A 19,227-nucleotide genomic window follows, 5' to 3' on the forward strand; every position below is an offset into this window, starting at 1 on the left:
GTGTCCTGGCCGCTCTCTTCGTTCTTGCCGGCATCTCCGGCGATGACCTGTTCGCACGACACGTTGGGATGACAGTTGCCACTCCTGCGGCTGTCGCCGAAGCGGTTGCTCACGCCGACCAGGCGCCGGCTCTTGCGCGAGTCCGTGAGGGCAGCGGCGGCCTTCTACCCGGATCCAGTCACGGTCCTGGTAGCGAGGATGAACCCGCCCATCTGCTGCACATGCTGGGCGCCTGTCTGTCCATCCTTGCCGTCAGCGTCCTGCTGTTGCGCCCGGGCGGGTTCTGGCGTGATGCGAACCGCATGCTGAGGGCACCGCCGTCGCGGCGGCTCCTCGCCGCTCACTGGAGGGCAAGTGCCCGCGGAAGTCCCCCGCCCCTCTCGCCACCACGTGCGTCTCCGGCGATCCGGACCTGACGGCTCTGTGCAGCCGGCGTCATCACCATGGTGCCGCGCTGCTGCTCGTTCGACAGCCCACAGGACCACGTCACGACGAGACGGAGAAACTCATGACCAGCACGATCAGCGACATGATGGAGACCTACCCGGCGGAGATCAACACCGACCGCGAGCTCTTGGCGCAATGCGTCGAAGCATGCGTGGAGTGCGCTCAGGCGTGCGCGGCGTGCGCCGACGCATGCCTGAGCGAGGAGATGGTCGCCGAACTGACCAAGTGCATCCGCACGAACACAGACTGCGCCGACATCTGCGAGGCCACTGGCCGGGTGCTGTCACGCCACACCGGTTACGACGCCAACATCACCCGCGCAGTGCTGCAGGCGTGCGCTCAAGCCTGCAGGTCCTGCGCGGAGGAGTGCGAGAAGCACGCCGAGATGCATGAGCACTGCCGCATCTGTGCCGAGGCGTGCCGGCGGTGCGAGGACGCCTGCAACCGCGTCCTGAGCGCCATCGGTTAACGCGGCCGCTCGGGATGGCCGGATCCGAACGGTTCGGTCATCCCATGCCGCCTGCACGCACCCACTTCGATCTTGAGGGACGATGAGATGAACCAGCGTCAGCAGAACGAACAGCAGCATGCCACCCACCGCGAGCCGGGCGAACATTCCGATCGCGAGAAGAGTGACAACCGAGCCCGCGCCGGCGACTCCGGGGGACACCACGAGGCGAAGATGTATCTGCGTTTCGGACTGATGATCGCGACCTCGACTGCCGTGATGTTCGCGCTCACCTACACCAATGCGTTCAGCGCCGATCATGTCCGCTTCAGCGAGGAGCGCGTGTACATGGCGCTCCTCATGGGCGCGGCGATGGCACTGATCATGCTGGCCTTCATGTGGGGGGTGATGTACCGCAATCGCGTGGTGAACATCGGCATCATCCTGGGCGCATTCGTCCTCGGCGGCACTGCCCTTTACCTGTCGCGTTCGCAGGCCCTGGTCGATGACGAGAGCTACATGAAGGCGATGATCCCTCACCACTCGATCGCGATCTTGACCAGTGAGAGATCCGGTATCGAGGACGTGCGGGTCCGTGAACTCGCCGACGCGATCACGGCGACGCAGCGCAAGGAGATCAAGGAGATGGACTGGCTGGTCCAGGACATCGAGGAGAACGGTCCGGCCACGACGAAGGAAGAAGCCGATGCACGGCCCGTCCCCGACTTCCAGGGCTCGGCCTCGGGCCTTCCGGATGCTCGATGGAGTGCCCGAGAGTTCCTGCGGGCGCTCTTGGCGCTGCCACTGCCAACGGAGCTGGGTCAGCAGTGACTACATGCGAGGGCTTGCCGGCACACAGTTCGACAAGCCCTCGCAGGGGATGAGTGTCAGCCCACGGGCTGAAGGCGTTCGTCTCTTACCGGCTCAGCATCCGCGGGCTGTGCAGGCAACCGCAGGCGCTTGAGCAGGAGCGCGTTGACCGCGACCAGGAAGCTGGACCCGGACATCGACAAGGCGGCAACCTCCGGTCGGAGCACCAGCCCGAAGGCGGGCTCGAACACGCCCGCCGCGATCGGTAGGGCGATCGCGTTGTAGCCCACCGCCCAGCCGAGGTTCTGGCGCATCTTTCGCAGCGTGCCCCGGCCGATCGTCAGCGCCACAGGCACGTCCAGGGGGTCCGACCGCATCAGGACGACGTCAGCGGCCTCGATCGCGACGTCGGTGCCCGCGCCGACTGCGATGCCGACATCGGCCTGTACCAGCGAGGGAGAGTCATTGACGCCGTCGCCCACCATCGCGACGGTGCGTCCCTGAGACTGCAGCTGCTGGACCTGGTGCGCCTTGTCCTCGGGAAGCACCTCGGCGATGACGTCGTCGATCCCCAGCTCCTCTGCGATCCGCTCGGCCGTCGCTCGGTTGTCGCCGGTCAGCATGGCGACGCGGATCCCGGCCTTGTGTAGCGCCGCGATGGCGGCGGCGGAGGTTTCGCGGACCGCGTCGGCGATGCCGATCACGGCGACGGCTCGACCGTCGACGGCGACGAACACTGCTGTGCGGCCTCCGGAGGCGATCTCGTCGCGCCGGGCGCCGAGGTCGCCGGTCGTGATGCCCTCCGAGTCCATCAGGCGTCGGTTGCCGATGGCGACCTTGTGGCCGTCGACCTCGGCGAGGGCGCCTATGCCGGTGACGTTGCGGAACCCGGTGGCCCGCAGCCGCGGGACATCGGTGGCGTCGACGTACCGCACGACGGCGTCTGCGAGCGGGTGCTCGGACTCCCGCTCGAGTGCGCCAGCGAGGGCCAGCACCCGGTCGTGATCGAAGTCGTCGACCACAACCTCGGTGACCTCGGGCTCTCCCTTGGTCAGGGTGCCGGTCTTGTCGAACACGACGGTGTCGATGCGGGCGGAGGACTCGATCGCCGTCGCGTTCTTGAACAGGATTCCGCGCTTCGCCCCGAGACCGGAGCCGACCATGATCGCTGTCGGCGTGGCCAGGCCGAGGGCGTCGGGGCAGGTGATGACGACGACGGTGATGGCGAACAGCAGCGCGGTCTGCACGCTCGCGCCGGCCGCGAGCCAGACCAGGAAGGTGCCGACTCCTCCGACCAGGGCGACCAGGACCAGCCAGAACGCGGCCTTGTCGGCGAGCCGCTGTCCGGGGGCCTTGGAGTTCTGGGCCTGCTGCACGAGGGCGACGATCTGGGCCAGTGCGGTGTCGGCACCCACCTTGGTGGCGCGCACTCGAAGCGTGCCGCTGGCGTTTACTGTGGCGCCGATGACCTGGTCGCCCGGCGCCTTGTGCACCGGGAGGCTCTCGCCGGTGACCATGGACTCGTCGACTTCGGACTCGCCTTCTTCCACGGTGCCGTCGGTGGCGATCTTCGCGCCGGGGCGAACCAGGAGCAGGTCGTCGACCTGGACCTCGGAGGTCGGGACCTCGACGGGTTCACCCGCGCGGAGCACGGTCGCCATCGGAGGGGCCAGGTCCAACAAGGTGCGGATGGCGTCGTTGGCGCCGCCTCGGGCCCGCATCTCGAACCAGTGGCCGAGCAGCACGAATGCGGTGAGCATGACCGCGGCCTCGTAGAAGACCTCGCCGCCACCGGTGATAGTGACCCCGAGGGAGTAGAGCCAACCGGCGCCGACGGCCACGGCCACCAGCACCATCATGTCCAGGGTCCGGGCCCGCAGTGCCCGCCAAGCACCGTCGAAGAAGATCCACGCGGAGTAGAAGATGACCGGCAGCGACAGGATCAGGGCGAAAATGTCATCGCGCATCCCGAACGGGGCGGCCGCGTCGAAGCCGAGCATGTCGCGCCCCATCGGCGAGTACAGAGAGACGGGTACGGCGAGCAGCACGGCGACCAGGAACCGGTTGCGCATGTCGCGGACCATGTCGGCCATCGACATCGAGCCGTGACCGCCGTGACCCATCGCGTCGTGCGGTGACGAGACGGGCGACGCCGGACCGGTAGCTCCGGCGTGATCGTGATGTCCGGCGTGCGAGTCGTGTGCGTCGTGCGTGACCTGCCGAGCGTGGTCGACGGGGTGGTCATGACCTGGTTCGAGCATCGGGTCGCACACGTGACTGGGAACGGACTGGCCCGCGCAGCGGAAGCCGCACTCCCGAACCCAGTCCCGCAGCTCACTGATGCTGGTGCGCTTCGGGTCGTAGGTGACAGTGGCGGTCTGCGCGACCGGGTTGGCGTCCACGGAGAGCACGCCCGGCTGACGGGACAGCACGGCCTCGGCGACGTTCTTGCTGGTCGCCCATTGAACGCCGGAGACCTCGAGGACAGCGGTGGCGGCGCCGTCACGGTGCGCGTCGGCGTCGTGGCGGCCGGCGGGGTGCTGGTGCGTGGTCATCGTCGTGCCTCCACCTTGGAAGGGTTGGTCCTGGTCGAGTCGTGATCAAGGTGCGGTGTCTCGGTTGATTGCGTGGAGACCGCCTGGAACCGGCGCAGCCGCAGGCTGTTGGACACCACGAACACCGAGGAGAACGCCATCGCGGCACCGGCGATCAGCGGGTTGAGCAACCCGAGCGCGGCCAGGGGCAGTGCCGCGACGTTGTAGGCGAAGGCCCAGAACAGGTTGCCCTTGATGGTGCGCAAGGTGCGGCGAGACAGCCGGATCGCGTCGACGGCCGCGCGGAGATCGCCGCGGACCAAGGTGAGGTCGGACGCCTCGATGGCCACGTCGGTGCCGGTGCCCATAGCGATCCCCAGGTGCGAGGTGGCCAGGGCGGCGGCGTCGTTCACGCCGTCTCCCACCATGGCGACGGTGCGGCCCTCGCGTTGCAGGCGCTCGACGACGGCCACCTTGTCGGCTGGGAGGACCTCGGCGATGACTTCCGCGATGCCGACCTCTGCGGCGACGGCCCGGGCGGCGCGTTCGTTGTCTCCGGTGAGCAGCACCGGCTCCAGCCCCAGCTCCTTCAGCTCGGCCACAGCCTGGGCACTGGTGGGCTTGATCGCATCCGAGACCACGACCACACCGCGCGCCGCTCCGTCCCAGCCGGCGGCGATCACGGTCCGGCCTTGCTGCTCGGCGGTATCGACCACCTGCGCCAGGCGGCTACTGAGGAGTTGGCTCCACTCTCCGGCGAGCCAGGAGGGTCGACCCGCCACGACCGCGTGGCCGTCGACCACGCCGGCGACCCCGAGGCCTTGCGTCGAGGTGAACCCCTCGACGTCGGGCAGCTGCCTGTCGAGTCGTTGGGTGGCACCGGTGGCGATGGCCTGCCCGATCGGATGTTCCGAGGCGTTCTCGAGGGCCCCGACCAGTCGGAGCAGGTCAGCAGGGTCGACGCCGTCGGCGGGGACGACCTCGACGAGCTCCATCCGTCCGGTGGTCACGGTGCCGGTCTTGTCCAGGACGATGGTGTCGACCACCCGGGTGGACTCGAGCACCTCGGGGCCCTTGATGAGCACGCCGAGCTGGGCGCCGCGGCCGGTGCCGACGAGCAGGGCGGTGGGCGTGGCCAGCCCGAGGGCGCAGGGGCAGGCGATGATCAGGACCGCCACTGCGGCGGTGAACGCCGCGGTGACACTGTGGCCGCTCAGCAGCCAACCGGCGAGCGTGGCCAGGGAGAGGGCGATGACGATGGGGACGAAGACTGCCGAGACTCGGTCGGCGAGGCGCTGGACCTGAGCCTTCCCGTTCTGGGCGTCCTCGACCAGGCGGGCCATCTGGGCCAGCTGGGTGTCGGCTCCGACGCGAGTGGCCCGGACGACCAGGCGACCGCCGGCGTTGACGGTGGCACCGACGACGGCGTCGCCGGGCCCGACCTCGACGGGCACCGGCTCTCCGGTGAGCATGGAGGCGTCGACGGCCGACGTGCCGTCCTCGACGACACCGTCGGTGGCGACTTTCTCCCCCGGACGCACGATGAACCGGTCCCCGACCGCCAGCTGGCTCACGGGCACGCGCACCTCTGCGCCGTCACGGAGGACGGCGACGTCCTTGGCGCCCATGTCGAGCAGGGCGCGCAACGCCGCACCGGACTGGCGCTTGGCGCGGGCCTCGAAGTAGCGGCCCGCGATGATGAAGGTGGTGACCGCGGCCGCCACTTCGAGGTAGATGTGGACGTCCGCCTCGCCGTCGGGGAAGAGGTCGAACGGCATCCGCATCCCGGTCATCCCGGCGTGGGTGAACAGCAGTGCCCACAGCGACCACAACCACGCGGCGGTGACCCCGACGGAGATCAGGGTGTCCATGGTGGCGGCGCCGTGGCGGGCGTTGGTCACCGCGGCTCGGTGGAACGGCCAGGCACCCCAGACAACGACGGGTGAGGCCAGGGTCAGCGAGATCCACTGCCAGTTGTCGAACTGCAGCGCCGGGATCATCGACATGGCCAGCACCGGCACCGTCAGCACGGCCGATACCACCAGGCGCTGCCACCACCCCGCGGCCTCGCGGTCCCGATCGTCCGGCTCGGTGGTGGCCACGCCCTCGTCACCGCTGGGCGCCCGGGCCGGCACAGTCGCGGTGTAGCCGGTGGCCTCCACCACCGTGACGAGGTCGTCGGGGCTGAGGTTTGTCGGGTAGCTGACCTTGGCCTTCTCGGTGGCGTAGTTGACCGTGGCGGTGACGCCGTCGAGCTTGTTCAGCTTCTTCTCGATCCGCGCGGCACAGGAGGCGCACGTCATCCCACCGATGGCGAGCTCGACGTCGTTGACGGTGTCGGACGCGGTGGTCTGCTGGGTCATGACTGTGCCTCCTGGGGGATGGATCGCGCTTCGGACGTGAGGGACCTGGCCCGTCAGGCGAGGTGGTAGTCGCCGGCCTCGTCGAGGGCTGCGGCGACCTGCGCCCGATCGAGGGGCTGGGCGCTGGTCACGGTGACCGACGAGGTCCCGCCGGCGACGAGGTCGACGGAGACGTCGCTGACGCCGTCCAGGCTCTTGAGCTCGCTGGTGACGGCGCTGGCGCAGTGGCCGCAGGTCATCCCCGTCACGTCGTAGCTGGTCGTGGTCATTTCGTTTCCCTTCGTTGCGGCGGTGGCGGTCGATTCGATGGTGCTGCCGGTGGAACTACCGGTCTCGGTGTTGGAGCCGCAGCCGCAGCCTCCGCAGCCGCAGCCACCGCCCTTCGGGAAGGTGTCGGCCAACTGGAGTTCGTGGCTGGTGTGTGGGGCGGGCATGGGTGCTCCTTCGTTGGTCGGGTCGGTCATGAGCGGACGAGTCGTCGGATCGCTGCGGAGGCCTCGTTGAGCTTCTGTTGGGCCTCGGCGGGGTCGGTGGCGTGCGTCAGGCAGTGCTCGAGGTGCTGGTCGAGGAGAACCAGCGCCACGCCTTCGAGGGCCTTCGTCGCCGCCGAGACCTGGGTGAGGATGTCGATGCAGTACTGCTCTTCGTCCACCAGGCGCTGCAGACCGCGAATCTGACCCTCGATGCGGCGCAGCCGGGTCAGCACTGCCTGCTTCTCGGTGATGTATCCCGGTTCGACTGCCATCGCGACCCTCCTCTGCCTGTACCCGGACGGGGTGTCTGCCTTCGCACTTGACTATACCCCCATGGGGTACCACCACAAGGTGGTCGGAGAGACCTTCATCGAACCTTCATCGAGGTCGGTGCTCTGCCTCGGTGGTCAGGCGCTGAGGTTGCTGCGGATCTCGTCGAGCAGGTCCTGGGGTGCCAGCCACATGGAGGGGTATTCGCCGTACCAGCGCTGTCGGCCCTGCCTGTCGATGAGCACGAAGCTGTGCCCGGGCAGTCCGGCATGCATGCCTTTGCCGAGGGTTCCGTAGGCCTCGGAGACCGTGCCGTCGTCGAGCAGGAACGGTGTGGTGACTCCGTTGGCGGTCATGTCGGCGGTGATCTGCTCGCGGGTGTTCATCACGATCGGCAGCACGGTGACGTCGATCTTCTCGAAGGCTGCCGCTTGCTTCTCGATCTCGCCCATCTGGACGATGCAGGACTGGCACCCGGCGCCCTCGGAGAAGTACAGGAGCACGTTCTCGCCGCGGTGTTGGGCCAGGGTGTGTTTGGAGCCGCCGGTGTCGGTGAGGGTGAATTCGGGGGCGGTGCGGATCGCGTCGGAGGACTCGGGGCGCGAGGTGAGCATCATGGCTGTCACCGCGGCGACCAGAGCCAGTGCACTGGCCGTGCCGATCATGATGCGCAGGCGGCGGCGACGACCGGATGCCCGCGCGGCCTGTTCCGCGCGCTGACGGCGTTGGTGACGGGATTGCTCGGCGGCCTTGTGCGACATGATGTTTCCTCCAGGGTCCGGGTCAGCTGTGGTTGTCGGGGTGGGCGCCGACGCCCGGGCCGTGGCAGGCGGGATGCTCGTCGGGATCCGCGTCGGTCGATGCGTCCGGCCGGTGCCGGTCACGCAGGGTGGCGATGACGAAGACTGCGGCGAGGGCCAGCACGGCGAGTCCGAGCAGGGGCTCGGGTACCGGGTCGGTCCAGGTCTCGATGCGGGCGAAGACCTCGGACAGCCCCTTGCCGATGGAGACCTGGAATCCGGGGCCGCCGGTCATCTGGCCGGTGTTGGCCAGGTAGATGACGAAGCCACCCATCGCAGCGAACGCGACGGCGACCGCGAGGTTGATGGTGTTGGTGGCCAGCACCTTGCCGGCCAGCCGAAGCCGGACCGGCCTGGCCTGCAGGAAGCGCCGCTCGCCGAGCCGGAAGCGGTCCCAGAGCAGGGCCATCACGAACAGCGGGAACACCATGCCGAAGGTGTAGGCCAGTCCCAGCGTCACTCCGCCGACAGCGGAACCGGACAGGGCGGACAGGGTCATCACACCGGCGAGCACCGGGGCGCAGCAGGAGCTGGCGATTCCGGAGAAGACGCCGAGGGCGAAGAAGCTGGCCGAGTCCCCGCGAGTGGTGTCGGGGGCTCGCAGGGAGGACGGCAGGCTGACCATCCGACCGGACAGGCTGAGCCCCGCCAACGCGAGCATCAATGCTCCGCCGGCGTAGTACAGCGGTGCGTGGTAGTTCGCGATGGTCGAGGCCACCAGGCTCATGCCCAGCGTGATCGGCACGAGCACGAGCGCGAGGCCGGCGGCGAACACGAAGGTCAGCGGCAGCAGTCGCCACCGCCGGTTCTTCACCGCCACCGCCAGATAGGACGGGGCGAGGAAGACGATGCAGCACGGTGCGAACAGGGCGACGCCTCCGGCGAAGAACGCGGCGAGGACCGAGCCGGTTGTCAGCAGGTCACCCATGGTTGGCCCCCCTCGCCGCGGAGGCGGTGCTCGGTGCGTCGCCGTACCTGCTCTTGAGGAGCTTCTCCAGCTTGCGTCGTGGCAGTCGTCCGCTGCTGAAGAAGGTGCCGTCGAGGAGAACCAGGGGGCTCATCGGCGCGCGGTGGCGTGCCATCAGCGCCTGCCCGGCCTCGCTGCGCACAGCTACCGTGTCGACCGCGAGCGGGTAGCTGGCTGCCAGCGTCGCAAGCGCCCGGTGCGCGTCCTCGCAGAAGTGGCAGGCCTCGCTGTCCACGACGGTGATCCGGACCGGCTCGAATGCCGGCGTGGATGATGACATGGCTTCCCCTCATGCGCGCTGGTTCGACACGGTCCAGCGTCGACGGGGTGCTCGGGGAAAAGCGGCGAGGTTGTGTGAAGGTTCGCTGAAGATGCCCGGCGGTTGGTCCCGGACGTCCGGGCCCGAAGGCCCTACCGGAGGCCGGGCAGCCGCACCGTGAACGTGGCCCCGAGTCCGGGCCCGGCGCTGGTCACCGAGATCCCCCCGCCATGTGCCTCGACGAGGGCGCGGGCGATGGCCAGCCCGATGCCCGAGCCGCCATGGCCACGGTCGCGGGCGGAGTCGGCACGGTAGAACCGGTCGAACAGGTGCGGCAGGTGCTCGGCCGCCACCCCCTGGCCGTTGTCGGCGACGCGATACTCCACCCACTGGTCGATCCGGCGGCAGCCCAGGGTCACGCTCCCGCCCGCCGGAGTGTGGCGCAGGGCGTTGTCGAGCAGGTTGCCGAGCACCTGTCCGAACCGGTCGGCGTCGACGCGGACCTGGCCGGCATCGTCGAGCTCGGTGCGCAGGTCGACCCCCTTGGCGGCGTACCGGTCGCGGGCGACGTCGGCGGCCGCAGCAGCCACGTCAGCGGCGGCCACCGGTCGCAGCGTCACGTCGATCCCCTCCTCTGCCTGGGAGACGGCGGACATGTCCTCGGCGAGGCGCCGCAGGCGGCCCGTCGAGCCGCGGATCACCCCGAGCGTGTCGTCGTCCATGGCTCGGACGCCGTCCTCGACGGCCTCGAGGTGCGCGTCGATCGTGGCCAGGGGCGTGCGCATCTCGTGGGCCAGGTCGGCCAGCATGCTGCGTCGAGTCGACTCGGTCGCTTCGAGCCTCTCCGCGAGGCGGTTGTAGGTCCGTGCGAGGGAGGCGAACTCGCCGCCCAGGCCCGGGTCGGGCACCCGGGTGTCGTACCGTCCGGCGGCGATGCCCGCTGCGGCGGCGGCCACGTCGCCGATCGAGCGCTGCACCCGGCGGCTGAAGTACCACGAGACCGCCAGCGCCGCGAGGACCGAGGCAAGCAGCGCCAGAGAGACCGACAGGACCAGCGCCGAGGCGAAGGCCTCCTCCACGTGACGAGTCTCCTCGGCGGTGTGGGTGTCGCCGGCCTGCTGGAGGTGGTCGCTGAAGATGCTGGGTCCGACGACGGAGGCGACCAACCAGGTGGTCAGGGCGCCGGCCACCAGCACCAGGGCCTGGGCGACCAGGAGCCGAGCGGCGAACCGCGGCCGGGCACGGACGGTGTCCGCCAGGAGTGCGGGGCTGGTCACTGCCCTGTGCCCATCCGGTAGCCGACGCCACGGACGGTCCGGATGAACCGCGCCTGAGTGGCGTCGTCGTCCAGCTTGCGGCGCAGGTGGCCGACGTGCACGTCGACCAGGTGCTCGTCACCAACCCACGAGGGTCCCCAGACGGCGTCGATGAGCTGGCGCCGACTGAACGCCATCCTGGGCCGCTCGGACAGGGCGGCGAGGAGGTCGAACTCGGTGCGCGTCAGCGCCACTGGTTCGTCCTCGAGCCATACGTCGCGTCCCAACGGATCGATGACCAGGGCACCGAAAGTGCGAGCACCTTCCAAGGCATCGGACGAGGCTCCCAATGGACGGGGCCTGCGAAGCATGGCCTGGATCCGGGCCATCAGGATCCGGGGGCTGAAGGGTTTGGTCAGGTAGTCATCAGCCCCCACCGAGAGCCCGATGAGCGTGTCGACCTCTTCGCTGCGTGCGGTCAGCATCACCACGTAGGCATCGGAGAAGGTGCGCAGCTGCCGACAGACCTCCACCCCGTCCAGGCTGGGCAGACCCAGGTCCAGCACCACGACGTCCGGGTCGACGGCGCGGGCGGCCTCCACCGCCTCGAGCCCGTCATGGACCACCGCCACCTCGAAGCCGTCGCGCTCGAGGTAGCTTCCGATGAGTCCGGCCAGCTGCGTCTCGTCTTCGACCACCATCGCCCGGAGACCGGTTCGGGGGCGGCCACCCGCGGCACCCCCTGCCGGTGAGCCGGCCTTCTCGTCCATGACGTCCTCGCCCATACCCGCCATGGTGGCAGTCCGCTGCCCGGCCAGCCGTAGGTCAGTCGCGGTGAGGGCAGGTTCTTCAGCGAACCTTCACATGAACGCGACCGGGACACTGTGGTGCCCGGGCAATCGTGGGAGTCACCAAGCCAAGCGAAGGAGCTGAGGACGATGATGGGCTGGTACCACGACGGCATGGGTTGGGGCGGTTGGATCGTCATGACCGTGGCCATGGTCGCGTTCTGGGCGCTGGTGGTCTTTGCCGTTCTCGCCCTGTTCCGCACGCAGCGCCCCGGTGGGTCCACCCCGGACCGCCGCGACCCGATGCAGATCCTCGACGAGCGGTTCGCCCGAGGCGAGATCGACGAGGACGAGTACCACGCCCGCAGCAGTGTGCTGCGTGCCTCGGTGCACTAGCCGCTCGCCCCTTCCCGCCTCGCGCATCTCGCCGATCGCCGAACCTGAGTCAGGAGCCCCCACTTGTCCGAGATCACTCGTCGCGCCGTCCTTCGCGGGGCCGCCGGGCTCGCAGGCGTGGCCGCCCTGGGCGGCCTCGCCGCTTGCAGTCGGTCCACTGGCACAGCGGTCGGGCCCGCCGCCGACGCGGTCGCTACGGCGGAGGCGGCGCGCCGGAAGCCCGGAGCTGGGGTGGTCACCGCGCGCCTCGCGGCCCAGCCGGTGACCCTCGACCTGGGTGGCCAGACCGTGAAGACGTGGGCGTACGGCGACACCGCGCCGGGACCGCTGCTGCGCGTCGACGCCGGAGACGTGCTGCGCGTCGACGTCGCCAACCAGCTCCCGGACGCCACGAGCGTGCACTGGCACGGCCTCGCACTGCGCAACGACATGGACGGCGTGCCCGGACTCACCCAAGATCCGATCGCCGCGGGAGAGACGTTCCAATACGAGTTCACCGCACCTCACCCGGGCACGTACTTCTACCACCCGCACTCCGGAGTTCAGCTGGACCGCGGCCTGTACGGCGTCTTGGTCGTCGACGACCCTCAGGAGCCCGGTGAGTACGACGCCGAGTGGATCGTCGTCCTGGACGACTGGGTCGACGGGACGGGCCGCACCCCGGACCAGGTCCTTTCCGACCTGCAGCGAGCCGGCGGCGACGACTCCATGGGGGGCATGCATGACATGGGCGGCATGGGCATGGAGGGGATGGACCACGGCTCGATGGGCTCTATGGGTGGGATGGAGGCCATGCGGTCGCCCCTGCTCGGTGGTGCCGGGGATATCACCTACCCGTACTACCTGCTCAACGGCCGGACAGCCGCCGATCCTGCCACGCTGTCGGCGAAGCCGGGTCAACGCGTTCGGATCCGCTTCGTCAACGCCGGCTCGGACACGGCGTTCCGGGTCGCCGTCGGTGGGCACCGCATGACCGTCACGCACAGCGACGGCTTCCCCGTCGTGCCGGTGCCCACCGACGCGCTACTGATCGGGATGGGCGAGCGCTTCGACGCCACCGTCACCTTCGGCGACGGCGTGTTCGCGTTGGTTGCCTCGGCCGAGGGCAAACAGGGCCAGGCGCTGGCCGTGATCCGCACCGGCGCCGGTCGCCCGCCCACGGCTGACGTCAAGGTCCGCGAGCTGTCGGGCAAGGTACTGCTCGGCACGGCGCTGTCGGCGGTCGAGTCGGCCCGCCTGGACCGACGGTCGGCCGACCGAACCCACGACCTGGTCCTGGGCGGCACCATGGCGCCCTACCGCTGGACCATCAACGGCAAGACCTTCCCCGACACCGACCCGTTGCGGTTGATCCAGGGTGAGCGGGTCCGGCTGCGCTTCGTCAACCAGTCGATGATGTTCCACCCCATGCACGTGCACGGCCACACCTTCGCGCTGAGGGGCGGCGGAGCCCGCAAGGACACGGTCATCGTGCGCCCCATGGCGACCCTCGACGTCGACCTCGAAGCCGACAACCCAGGACAGTGGGCGACCCACTGCCACAACATCTACCACGCCGAGACCGGCATGATGACCACGCTTTCCTACCAGGCACAGGAGTGACGATGTCCGACCACCACGCTGCCGCCGGGGAGGTAGCGGACGACCGCCTCGACGAGTCCCGCGCCGAAGGCACCCCCAACCAGACTTCGCAGAGGCGGGGCGTCCTGGCCACCGCCTGGAGTGCGGTGACCGCTGTGGTGGGCGGCATCATGGGCCTGCTTCCCCACCTGCTGCACCACGTCGGGATCCTCGGCGGAGCGGTACTGGTGACCGGCGCCACCGGCAACGTCCTGTTCGCCGTACTGGGATTGGTGTTCTCCCTGCCCCTGCTTCGGCGCCTCTACCGGCGCTTCGGCTCCTGGAAGGCGCCCGCCCTCGCTCTGGGCGTGTTCGCGCTGATGTTCTCGCTCTCGGCGTTCGTCATCGGCCCGGCCATCAGCAACGACGATCCGAGTCCGGACCGGGACCGCACCCCCGTGCAGACCCCAGACCCTGACGAGCACGTGGGCCACCACGACTGACGAGCCCGCACGACAACGGCACGAGGTGACCGAGGAGGTCCCCATGGACACCGCAGTCTCCCTGGTGCAGGCCTATCTGCACGTCAATGGCTATTTCACCGTCGTCGAGCACCCGGTCCTGGAGAGTCTGCGTGCCGGCCAGGTGCGCACCGTCACCGATCTCGACGTCCTGGCCTATCGCCTACCCGGCACCGGCCACGACCTGATCCACCGGCGCTCAGGAGCTGGTCCCCAGCGCCTGAGCTCCGATGTCGACCCGGCCCTCGGCGCGCCGACTGGTCGAGCCGACATGATCGTGTGCGAGGTCAAGGAAGGTCGTGCGCGACTGAACCCAGCTCTGCGCGACCCGGCGACACTAGAGGTCGCGCTCGCGCGCTTCGGGTGCTGCCCCGCCGAGGAGGCCCGAGACGTCTCGCGTCGGTTGCTCGACCACGGCCACGCAGCCACGAGGGGCGGGCATGAGATCCGGGTGGTGGCCTTCGGCGGCACACCTGGCCAGGTGGAACCTCACAATCCGTGGACGACCGTGCCCATGAACCACGTCGTGAGGTACCTCCAGGCCTATCTCCACGCACACTGGCACGTGCTGCGCCACGCGCAGATCCACGACGAGGGACTCGCTGTCCTCGCGCTGATGGAGAAGTGGGGGCTCGGCCACGACGCTGCGGATCGCCTCCCTGTCCCGTGAGGAGGCGCGTCATGGCCGAATGCGAGTGCGACCAGCCACATGTATCCCGCCGGGTTGTGCTCACCGGCGGGCCGGGTGCGGGCAAGACGGCCGTTCTGGAGCTCGTGCGCCGCTCCCTGTGCCGACACGTCAGGATCCTGCCGGAGTCGGCAGGGATCGTCTTCGGTGGCGGGTTCCCGCGCGACGACGACGCGGAATGTCGCCGCTCGGCGCAACGGGCGATCTTCCACGTTCAGAAGGAACTCGAGGCGACCGGGGACGCCCACAATCCGGCAATCGTGCTGTGCGACCGCGGCACAGTCGACGGGATCGCGTACTGGCCGGGGCCACCGGATGACTTCTGGGCCTCGACGGCCACCACGATGGACACCGAGCTGCATCGGTACGACGCGGTGCTGCATCTGCGAACGCCCACGGCGGACCACGGCTACAACCACCAGAACCCGCTGCGGATCGAGACGGCGCTCCGTGCGGCCGATGTCGACGCCCGCATCCTTGAGGCCTGGCAGCGGCACCCCCATCGCCACGTCATCGAATCCACCGGCGACTTCCTCGAGAAGGCGACCCGAACCCTGGATCTGCTGCGAGAAGAGCTCCCTGCCTGCTGCGCCAGCCACCTGGACCTCAACGCGGCACCCACCCTCCCTCCCATCTGACCTGTGGCCGCAGCGGTGACTCGCCGCCCTTCAGCCCCTCCCAGCACTTCGATGCCACGTGGTTCTTCAGCGAACCTTCACAAGACGGCGCCGGTCACCTTCACCACGCGGCGAGACCCTCGAAGTGGACCGAGGAGACCAGCGGTCCACCGAAGTTGGAGGAAGTCATGAGTAACCGTTGGAGCATCAACATCACCCCCGCCGAACGCGTCGCTCGCGTCGCCATCGGCGGCCTCGCCGCGATCGCCGGCGCGTTCCTGCTGGGCGGCGCCGCCTCCACCTTGGCGGTCGTCCTCGAGCTGCTACTCGTACTGGCAGGCCTCGACCTGGTCGTCACCGGAGCGCTCGGACACTGCCCGCTCTACGCCAAGCTCGGACACGTGCCCGCATCCCTGAAGGGTAGGACGTCATGAGCACCCCGAACGGCAGGGACCGCGAATCCCTCCGCGACTCTCAGCAATGGCCCTACCAGCCAGAGTCCTCGACACCCACCGAGATCCACCACGCCGGACAGGAGCCAGACGGCGGCGCCCACGGAGCGCACGGTGGTCACGGGCTGATGATGATCGTCTGCTGCATCCCCATGCTCGCCATCGCCGGCCTGCTCTTCCTCACTGGCGTAGCAGGTTCCGGCATCATCGTCACCGCCCTGCTGTGCACCGCGATGATGGCGGCCATGATGTTCGCCATGCCCGGCGGGCACGGCGGTCACGGCCACAAGTAGCACGAACGTCGAGCCACGCTCGGCAAACGGAAGTGAGCCGACATGAAGGCCCGGGTTGAAGCCGCGGTCCCGGTCACCCGCCGGTTTCTCACGACGCGTCCGGTCCGCACCGCCGCCGGAGCCGCCGGGATCGGGCTCGCCCTGATGCTCATGCTGCTGCTGGCCGGACTCTGGGTCGGCGTCCAGGACCGCGTCACCACCTACGACGACCACCTCGGTGCCGACCTCGTCGTAGTGCCCACCGGAACGCGCAACCTCTTCGCCGACCCCGGCGCTCTGCCGGCGCCGGCCGTGGACGCCATCGCCCAGGCCCCGGGCGTGACACGAGCCGCACCGCTGCGCACCAGGTATCAGATCCTCGAGCTGCCGCACGGCAAGGCTGCCGTGGCCGCGGTCGCCTACGAACCCGGCACCGGGCTCGGTGGCCCCTGGGCCTTCACCGATGGCCGTGCCCCCGAAGCCCCCGACGAGGTGGCCATCGATGCCTTGTGGGCCGAACAACACGACTTCGCCATCGGCGATCGGCTGCCCATTCTCGGACACCCGATGCGGGTGGTCGGCCTCACCGACGACACCGCACTGTTCATGACCCCGCTGCTGTTCACCACCACGGCCGGGATGGACCAGATGCTGCGGGCTACCGGCACCACCGGAGCGGTGCTGGTCACGACCGCGGACCCCGATGCCGTAGCAGCGCAGCTGCGTGACGAGGGGTACACCGTGCGCACTCCTGCCGAACTGCGGGAGGCGTCCCTGCGACTGGCGACCGACATCTACGGCTCGCCGGTACGGCTCATGGTGGGCGTGGCCTTCGCAGCCGGCACCCTGATCGTCGCGCTCGTGGCCTACACCCGGGTCACCGAACAACAGCGGGACCTGGGCGTCCTCAAGGCCCTCGGCGCCACGCCCGGCCGGCTTCGCCGAATCGCGGTGACCGAGACCGTGGCCCTGACGGTGCTCGGCACACTGGCCGCGATCGTCCTGCTGATCATCACCCGGGAAGTCCTCGCCTGGTGGCGACCCGCATTCCCGGTGCTGCTCACCCCCGGCACCATCGCCCAGACCGCCGCCGCAGCGGCCACGATGGCACTACTCGCCGCATGGCTACCGGCACGCCGACTCAACCGGCTCGACGCAGCTTCCGCATTCCGGAGCGGACGATGACCACCACCACGCAACCAACTCCGCCGCGATCCGATCACCCACGACGCGCCCTCGCGACAGGAGCCGTGCCCGTGGGGCGCCGCTTCCTGTTCGCCGACCGCCGCCGCGCCACGCTGACCGTCCTCGGCGTGGCCGCCTCCCTGCTACTGGTCCTCGTCCTCGGCGGCATCTTCGCCGGAGCCGTCGACCGCGTCACCTACTACATCCGCACCTCCCCGGCCGACGTGTTCGTTTCCCAGGACGGGGTGCGCACCATGCACATGTCTGCCTCGTCGCTACCAGGGGACACCCCCGAGCGCATAGCCGACATACCGGGAGTTGCCTGGGCCTCTCCGATCGCGTTCGCCTCCGGCTCGGTGGCCGGACCACAGGGTCGGCAGCTGTCCTACCTCATCGGCTACGACACCCGCACCGGCCGGGGAGGCCCCACACGCCTCGTGGCCGGCCGCACACCGGCCGCCGGCGAAGCCGTCCTGGACGAGCAGGCAGCCAAACAGCTTGGAGTCCAGGTCGGCGACCAGTTCACGGTCATGGGCACGTCCCTGCGCGCTGTCGGCTTCTCCACCGGCGGCAGCAGCATCACCAACACCACCGTCTTCGTCGAGCTCAGCGAGTTCGGCCGGATCCACGACGACCGCGTTTCGTACGTGCTCACCGGGCTGGACCCAGGCGCCGACCCAGAAGCGGTCACGGACCGGATCGAGGCCGAAATCGGTGGCGTCACGGCCCAGACCCGCGAGCAGTTCGCCGACTCCGAAGCCCGCATCGTCACCGACATGAGCGCCGACCTGCTCCGGCTGATGTCCTCCATCGGCCTCGTCATCGCGCTCGCCGTCATCGCCCTGGGACTGATGACCGCCACCTTGAACAGGCTGCGAGACTTCGCCGTCCTCAAGGCCCTCGGCGCCCGCACACCTCGGCTCGCGGCAGCGGTGGCGATGCAGGTGCTGCTCAGCGTCGTACTCGCCTCCACCGTCGCCACCACAGCCGCGCTGACAGTGGCGTGGTTGCTGCCACTCGCCGCCCCAGCGGTCCAGATCTCCATCACCACCGCCGCCGTCGCACAGACCACCACCACAGCGCTCCTTGTCGGCCTCATCGCCGCCCTGTGGCCGCTGCGCCGCATTGCCGCGCTCGACGCGGCCACCGCCTTCCGGGAGACACGATGAATACCAACGCCCCCACCACCGCCGGTACCGCCCCGGTCCCCGACCCAGTGCCCCGGTCACCGGGCGACAACACGCCCCACGGTGAATCGACCAGGCCCGGGGTGCTGACCGTTCGAGGGCTCACGAAGACGTACGGGGCAGGCGACACAACCGTGGATGCCGTGCGAGCAGTCGACCTCGACCTCGCCGCCGGCGAACTGCTCCTCGTGATGGGACCGTCCGGATCGGGCAAGACCACCTTGCTGCTCATGCTCGGCGCACTGCTGCGTCCGAGCGCAGGCTCCATCACCATCACCGGCCGTGACGGCGTCGACGTGGACATCGCCGCGGCGCGTGAGAAGGAGCTCCCTGTGCTGCGGTCGCGCACCTTCGGGTTCATCTTCCAGGACTACGCCCTGCTCGACGCACTCACCGCCACCGAGAACATCGCAGTTGCCGCCAATCTCGCCGGCACCACTGGTCCAGCTGCACACGAGCGCGCCCGCGAGCTACTCGAGCGCGTCGGCCTTGCCCACCGGGCAGCGGCGCGGCCCTCCCAGATGTCCGGCGGCGAACAACAGCGCGTCGCAGTCGCACGCGCGCTCGCCAACGACCCACCCGTTCTGCTCGCGGACGAACCCACCGCCAATCTCGACGCCTCCCGCGGCCGAGACCTCGCCCGGCTCCTGCGCCAGCTCGCCGACGAGGACGGCCGCTCGATCGTCATCGTGAGCCACGACGATCGACTCCGAGAGATCGCCGACCGCGTGCTCTGGATGGAAGACGGGCAATTCCGCCACGTCGCCGCGCTTGCCGTCGATCCCGTCTGCCGCATGCAGGTCGAGCCGAACGGACCCCACGCCAGCTGGCGCGGCGAGCAGTGGTGGTTCTGCTCTGACGCCTGCCGACGGGAAGTTCTCACCCAGCCCGAGCGATTCACCCCACGGCCGGCCTCCAACTAGGCCGTGCTGCC

Annotated in this window: 21 protein-coding genes; 12 read left to right on the forward strand and 9 right to left on the reverse strand. The window is 69.4% G+C overall.

The features are described from left to right. The first annotated feature begins 508 nt into the window (after window positions 1-508). A complete protein-coding gene (locus ABD086_RS03545; RefSeq protein ID WP_343905707.1) occupies window positions 509-916 on the forward strand; it encodes a four-helix bundle copper-binding protein in 408 nt (135 codons plus the stop codon). An 87-nt stretch (window positions 917-1,003) separates the two neighbouring features. Next, the gene (locus ABD086_RS03550) at window positions 1,004-1,726 is read left to right on the forward strand and encodes a DUF305 domain-containing protein (RefSeq protein WP_343905709.1); all 723 of its coding nucleotides are present in this window, start codon (window positions 1,004-1,006) and stop codon (window positions 1,724-1,726) included. Window positions 1,727-1,782: 56 nt separating this feature from the next. Here ABD086_RS03550 and ABD086_RS03555 read toward each other — a convergent pair whose 3' ends face one another. From ABD086_RS03555 to ABD086_RS03595, 9 genes are all read right to left on the reverse strand, one after another. Continuing rightward, window positions 1,783-4,260 carry a heavy metal translocating P-type ATPase gene (locus ABD086_RS03555; RefSeq protein WP_343905710.1) on the reverse strand — a complete coding sequence of 826 codons (2,478 nt, stop codon included), beginning with the start codon at window positions 4,258-4,260 and terminating at the stop codon, window positions 1,783-1,785. Further along, on the reverse strand, window positions 4,257-6,602 hold the full coding sequence (locus ABD086_RS03560) for a heavy metal translocating P-type ATPase (protein ID WP_343905711.1): 2,346 nt from the start codon (window positions 6,600-6,602) through the stop codon (window positions 4,257-4,259). Before ABD086_RS03560 ends, ABD086_RS03555 begins: the two co-directional genes overlap by 4 nt. A gap of 53 nt (window positions 6,603-6,655) precedes the next feature. Beyond that, window positions 6,656-6,871, reverse strand: coding sequence for a heavy-metal-associated domain-containing protein (locus tag ABD086_RS03565; RefSeq protein WP_030485937.1), 216 nt, complete (start codon window positions 6,869-6,871; stop codon window positions 6,656-6,658). 191 nt (window positions 6,872-7,062) lie between these two features. Continuing rightward, window positions 7,063-7,347 carry a metal-sensitive transcriptional regulator gene (locus ABD086_RS03570; protein ID WP_135268761.1) on the reverse strand — a complete coding sequence of 95 codons (285 nt, stop codon included), beginning with the start codon at window positions 7,345-7,347 and terminating at the stop codon, window positions 7,063-7,065. A 135-nt stretch (window positions 7,348-7,482) separates the two neighbouring features. Beyond that, window positions 7,483-8,106, reverse strand: a complete 624-nt coding sequence (locus ABD086_RS03575; RefSeq protein WP_343905714.1) for a peroxiredoxin family protein — start codon at window positions 8,104-8,106, stop codon at window positions 7,483-7,485. A 22-nt stretch (window positions 8,107-8,128) separates the two neighbouring features. Continuing rightward, window positions 8,129-9,073 carry a cytochrome c biogenesis CcdA family protein gene (locus tag ABD086_RS03580; RefSeq protein WP_343905716.1) on the reverse strand — a complete coding sequence of 315 codons (945 nt, stop codon included), beginning with the start codon at window positions 9,071-9,073 and terminating at the stop codon, window positions 8,129-8,131. Continuing rightward, window positions 9,066-9,392 carry a glutaredoxin gene (locus tag ABD086_RS03585; protein ID WP_343905717.1) on the reverse strand — a complete coding sequence of 109 codons (327 nt, stop codon included), beginning with the start codon at window positions 9,390-9,392 and terminating at the stop codon, window positions 9,066-9,068. The genes ABD086_RS03580 and ABD086_RS03585 overlap by 8 nt, the downstream gene beginning before the upstream one ends. Before the next feature lie 131 nt (window positions 9,393-9,523). Continuing rightward, on the reverse strand, window positions 9,524-10,648 hold the full coding sequence (locus ABD086_RS03590) for a sensor histidine kinase (RefSeq protein ID WP_343905719.1): 1,125 nt from the start codon (window positions 10,646-10,648) through the stop codon (window positions 9,524-9,526). Then, window positions 10,645-11,412, reverse strand: coding sequence for a response regulator (locus tag ABD086_RS03595; protein ID WP_425571521.1), 768 nt, complete (start codon window positions 11,410-11,412; stop codon window positions 10,645-10,647). The genes ABD086_RS03590 and ABD086_RS03595 overlap by 4 nt, the downstream gene beginning before the upstream one ends. 153 nt (window positions 11,413-11,565) lie before the next feature. On the opposite strand from ABD086_RS03595, the gene ABD086_RS03600 reads away from it, so the two are divergent. From ABD086_RS03600 to ABD086_RS03645, 10 genes are all read left to right on the forward strand, one after another. Continuing rightward, a complete protein-coding gene (locus ABD086_RS03600) occupies window positions 11,566-11,811 on the forward strand; it encodes an SHOCT domain-containing protein (protein ID WP_343905720.1) in 246 nt (81 codons plus the stop codon). Window positions 11,812-11,874: 63 nt separating this feature from the next. Further along, the gene (locus ABD086_RS03605; RefSeq protein WP_343905721.1) at window positions 11,875-13,413 is read left to right on the forward strand and encodes a multicopper oxidase family protein; all 1,539 of its coding nucleotides are present in this window, start codon (window positions 11,875-11,877) and stop codon (window positions 13,411-13,413) included. Between the two features lie 2 nt (window positions 13,414-13,415). Beyond that, entirely contained in the window at window positions 13,416-13,874 is a 459-nt protein-coding gene (locus ABD086_RS03610) for a hypothetical protein (protein WP_343905722.1), read from the forward strand. A 43-nt stretch (window positions 13,875-13,917) separates the two neighbouring features. After that, complete coding sequence (locus tag ABD086_RS03615) at window positions 13,918-14,562, forward strand: hypothetical protein (RefSeq protein ID WP_343905723.1); 645 nt, start codon at window positions 13,918-13,920, stop codon at window positions 14,560-14,562. Window positions 14,563-14,573: 11 nt separating this feature from the next. Further along, window positions 14,574-15,218, forward strand: coding sequence for an ATP/GTP-binding protein (locus ABD086_RS03620; protein ID WP_343905724.1), 645 nt, complete (start codon window positions 14,574-14,576; stop codon window positions 15,216-15,218). Window positions 15,219-15,385: 167 nt separating this feature from the next. Further along, window positions 15,386-15,631 carry a YgaP-like transmembrane domain gene (locus ABD086_RS03625; protein WP_030485949.1) on the forward strand — a complete coding sequence of 82 codons (246 nt, stop codon included), beginning with the start codon at window positions 15,386-15,388 and terminating at the stop codon, window positions 15,629-15,631. Then, window positions 15,628-15,942 (forward strand): hypothetical protein, encoded by a 315-nt coding sequence (locus ABD086_RS03630; RefSeq protein ID WP_343905725.1) that lies wholly within the window; start codon window positions 15,628-15,630, stop codon window positions 15,940-15,942. The genes ABD086_RS03625 and ABD086_RS03630 overlap by 4 nt, the downstream gene beginning before the upstream one ends. Before the next feature lie 42 nt (window positions 15,943-15,984). Further along, complete coding sequence (locus ABD086_RS03635; RefSeq protein ID WP_343905727.1) at window positions 15,985-17,106, forward strand: ABC transporter permease; 1,122 nt, start codon at window positions 15,985-15,987, stop codon at window positions 17,104-17,106. A gap of 71 nt (window positions 17,107-17,177) precedes the next feature. Further along, window positions 17,178-18,275, forward strand: coding sequence for an ABC transporter permease (locus tag ABD086_RS03640; RefSeq protein ID WP_343905728.1), 1,098 nt, complete (start codon window positions 17,178-17,180; stop codon window positions 18,273-18,275). A gap of 161 nt (window positions 18,276-18,436) precedes the next feature. After that, entirely contained in the window at window positions 18,437-19,216 is a 780-nt protein-coding gene (locus tag ABD086_RS03645; RefSeq protein ID WP_343905729.1) for an ATP-binding cassette domain-containing protein, read from the forward strand. Window positions 19,217-19,227: the final 11 nt, after the last annotated feature.

This window comes from Nocardioides aquiterrae, assembly GCF_039526625.1.
Classification (GTDB): domain Bacteria; phylum Actinomycetota; class Actinomycetes; order Propionibacteriales; family Nocardioidaceae; genus Nocardioides; species Nocardioides aquiterrae.

Bases quoted from the DNA above. Each gene is read 5' to 3' on its own strand.
- ABD086_RS03545 (WP_343905707.1), top strand. From the start codon at position 509: ATGACCAGCACGATCAGCGACATGATGGAGACCTACCCGGCGGAGATC.
- ABD086_RS03550 (WP_343905709.1), top strand. From the start codon at position 1,004: ATGAACCAGCGTCAGCAGAACGAACAGCAGCATGCCACCCACCGCGAG.
- ABD086_RS03555 (WP_343905710.1), bottom strand. From the start codon at position 4,260: ATGACCACGCACCAGCACCCCGCCGGCCGCCACGACGCCGACGCGCAC.
- ABD086_RS03560 (WP_343905711.1), bottom strand. From the start codon at position 6,602: ATGACCCAGCAGACCACCGCGTCCGACACCGTCAACGACGTCGAGCTC.
- ABD086_RS03565 (WP_030485937.1), bottom strand. From the start codon at position 6,871: ATGACCACGACCAGCTACGACGTGACGGGGATGACCTGCGGCCACTGC.
- ABD086_RS03570 (WP_135268761.1), bottom strand. From the start codon at position 7,347: ATGGCAGTCGAACCGGGATACATCACCGAGAAGCAGGCAGTGCTGACC.
- ABD086_RS03575 (WP_343905714.1), bottom strand. From the start codon at position 8,106: ATGTCGCACAAGGCCGCCGAGCAATCCCGTCACCAACGCCGTCAGCGC.
- ABD086_RS03580 (WP_343905716.1), bottom strand. From the start codon at position 9,073: ATGGGTGACCTGCTGACAACCGGCTCGGTCCTCGCCGCGTTCTTCGCC.
- ABD086_RS03585 (WP_343905717.1), bottom strand. From the start codon at position 9,392: ATGTCATCATCCACGCCGGCATTCGAGCCGGTCCGGATCACCGTCGTG.
- ABD086_RS03595 (WP_425571521.1), bottom strand. From the start codon at position 11,412: ATGGGCGAGGACGTCATGGACGAGAAGGCCGGCTCACCGGCAGGGGGT.
- ABD086_RS03600 (WP_343905720.1), top strand. From the start codon at position 11,566: ATGATGGGCTGGTACCACGACGGCATGGGTTGGGGCGGTTGGATCGTC.
- ABD086_RS03610 (WP_343905722.1), top strand. From the start codon at position 13,416: ATGTCCGACCACCACGCTGCCGCCGGGGAGGTAGCGGACGACCGCCTC.
- ABD086_RS03615 (WP_343905723.1), top strand. From the start codon at position 13,918: ATGGACACCGCAGTCTCCCTGGTGCAGGCCTATCTGCACGTCAATGGC.
- ABD086_RS03620 (WP_343905724.1), top strand. From the start codon at position 14,574: ATGGCCGAATGCGAGTGCGACCAGCCACATGTATCCCGCCGGGTTGTG.
- ABD086_RS03625 (WP_030485949.1), top strand. From the start codon at position 15,386: ATGAGTAACCGTTGGAGCATCAACATCACCCCCGCCGAACGCGTCGCT.
- ABD086_RS03630 (WP_343905725.1), top strand. From the start codon at position 15,628: ATGAGCACCCCGAACGGCAGGGACCGCGAATCCCTCCGCGACTCTCAG.
- ABD086_RS03635 (WP_343905727.1), top strand. From the start codon at position 15,985: ATGAAGGCCCGGGTTGAAGCCGCGGTCCCGGTCACCCGCCGGTTTCTC.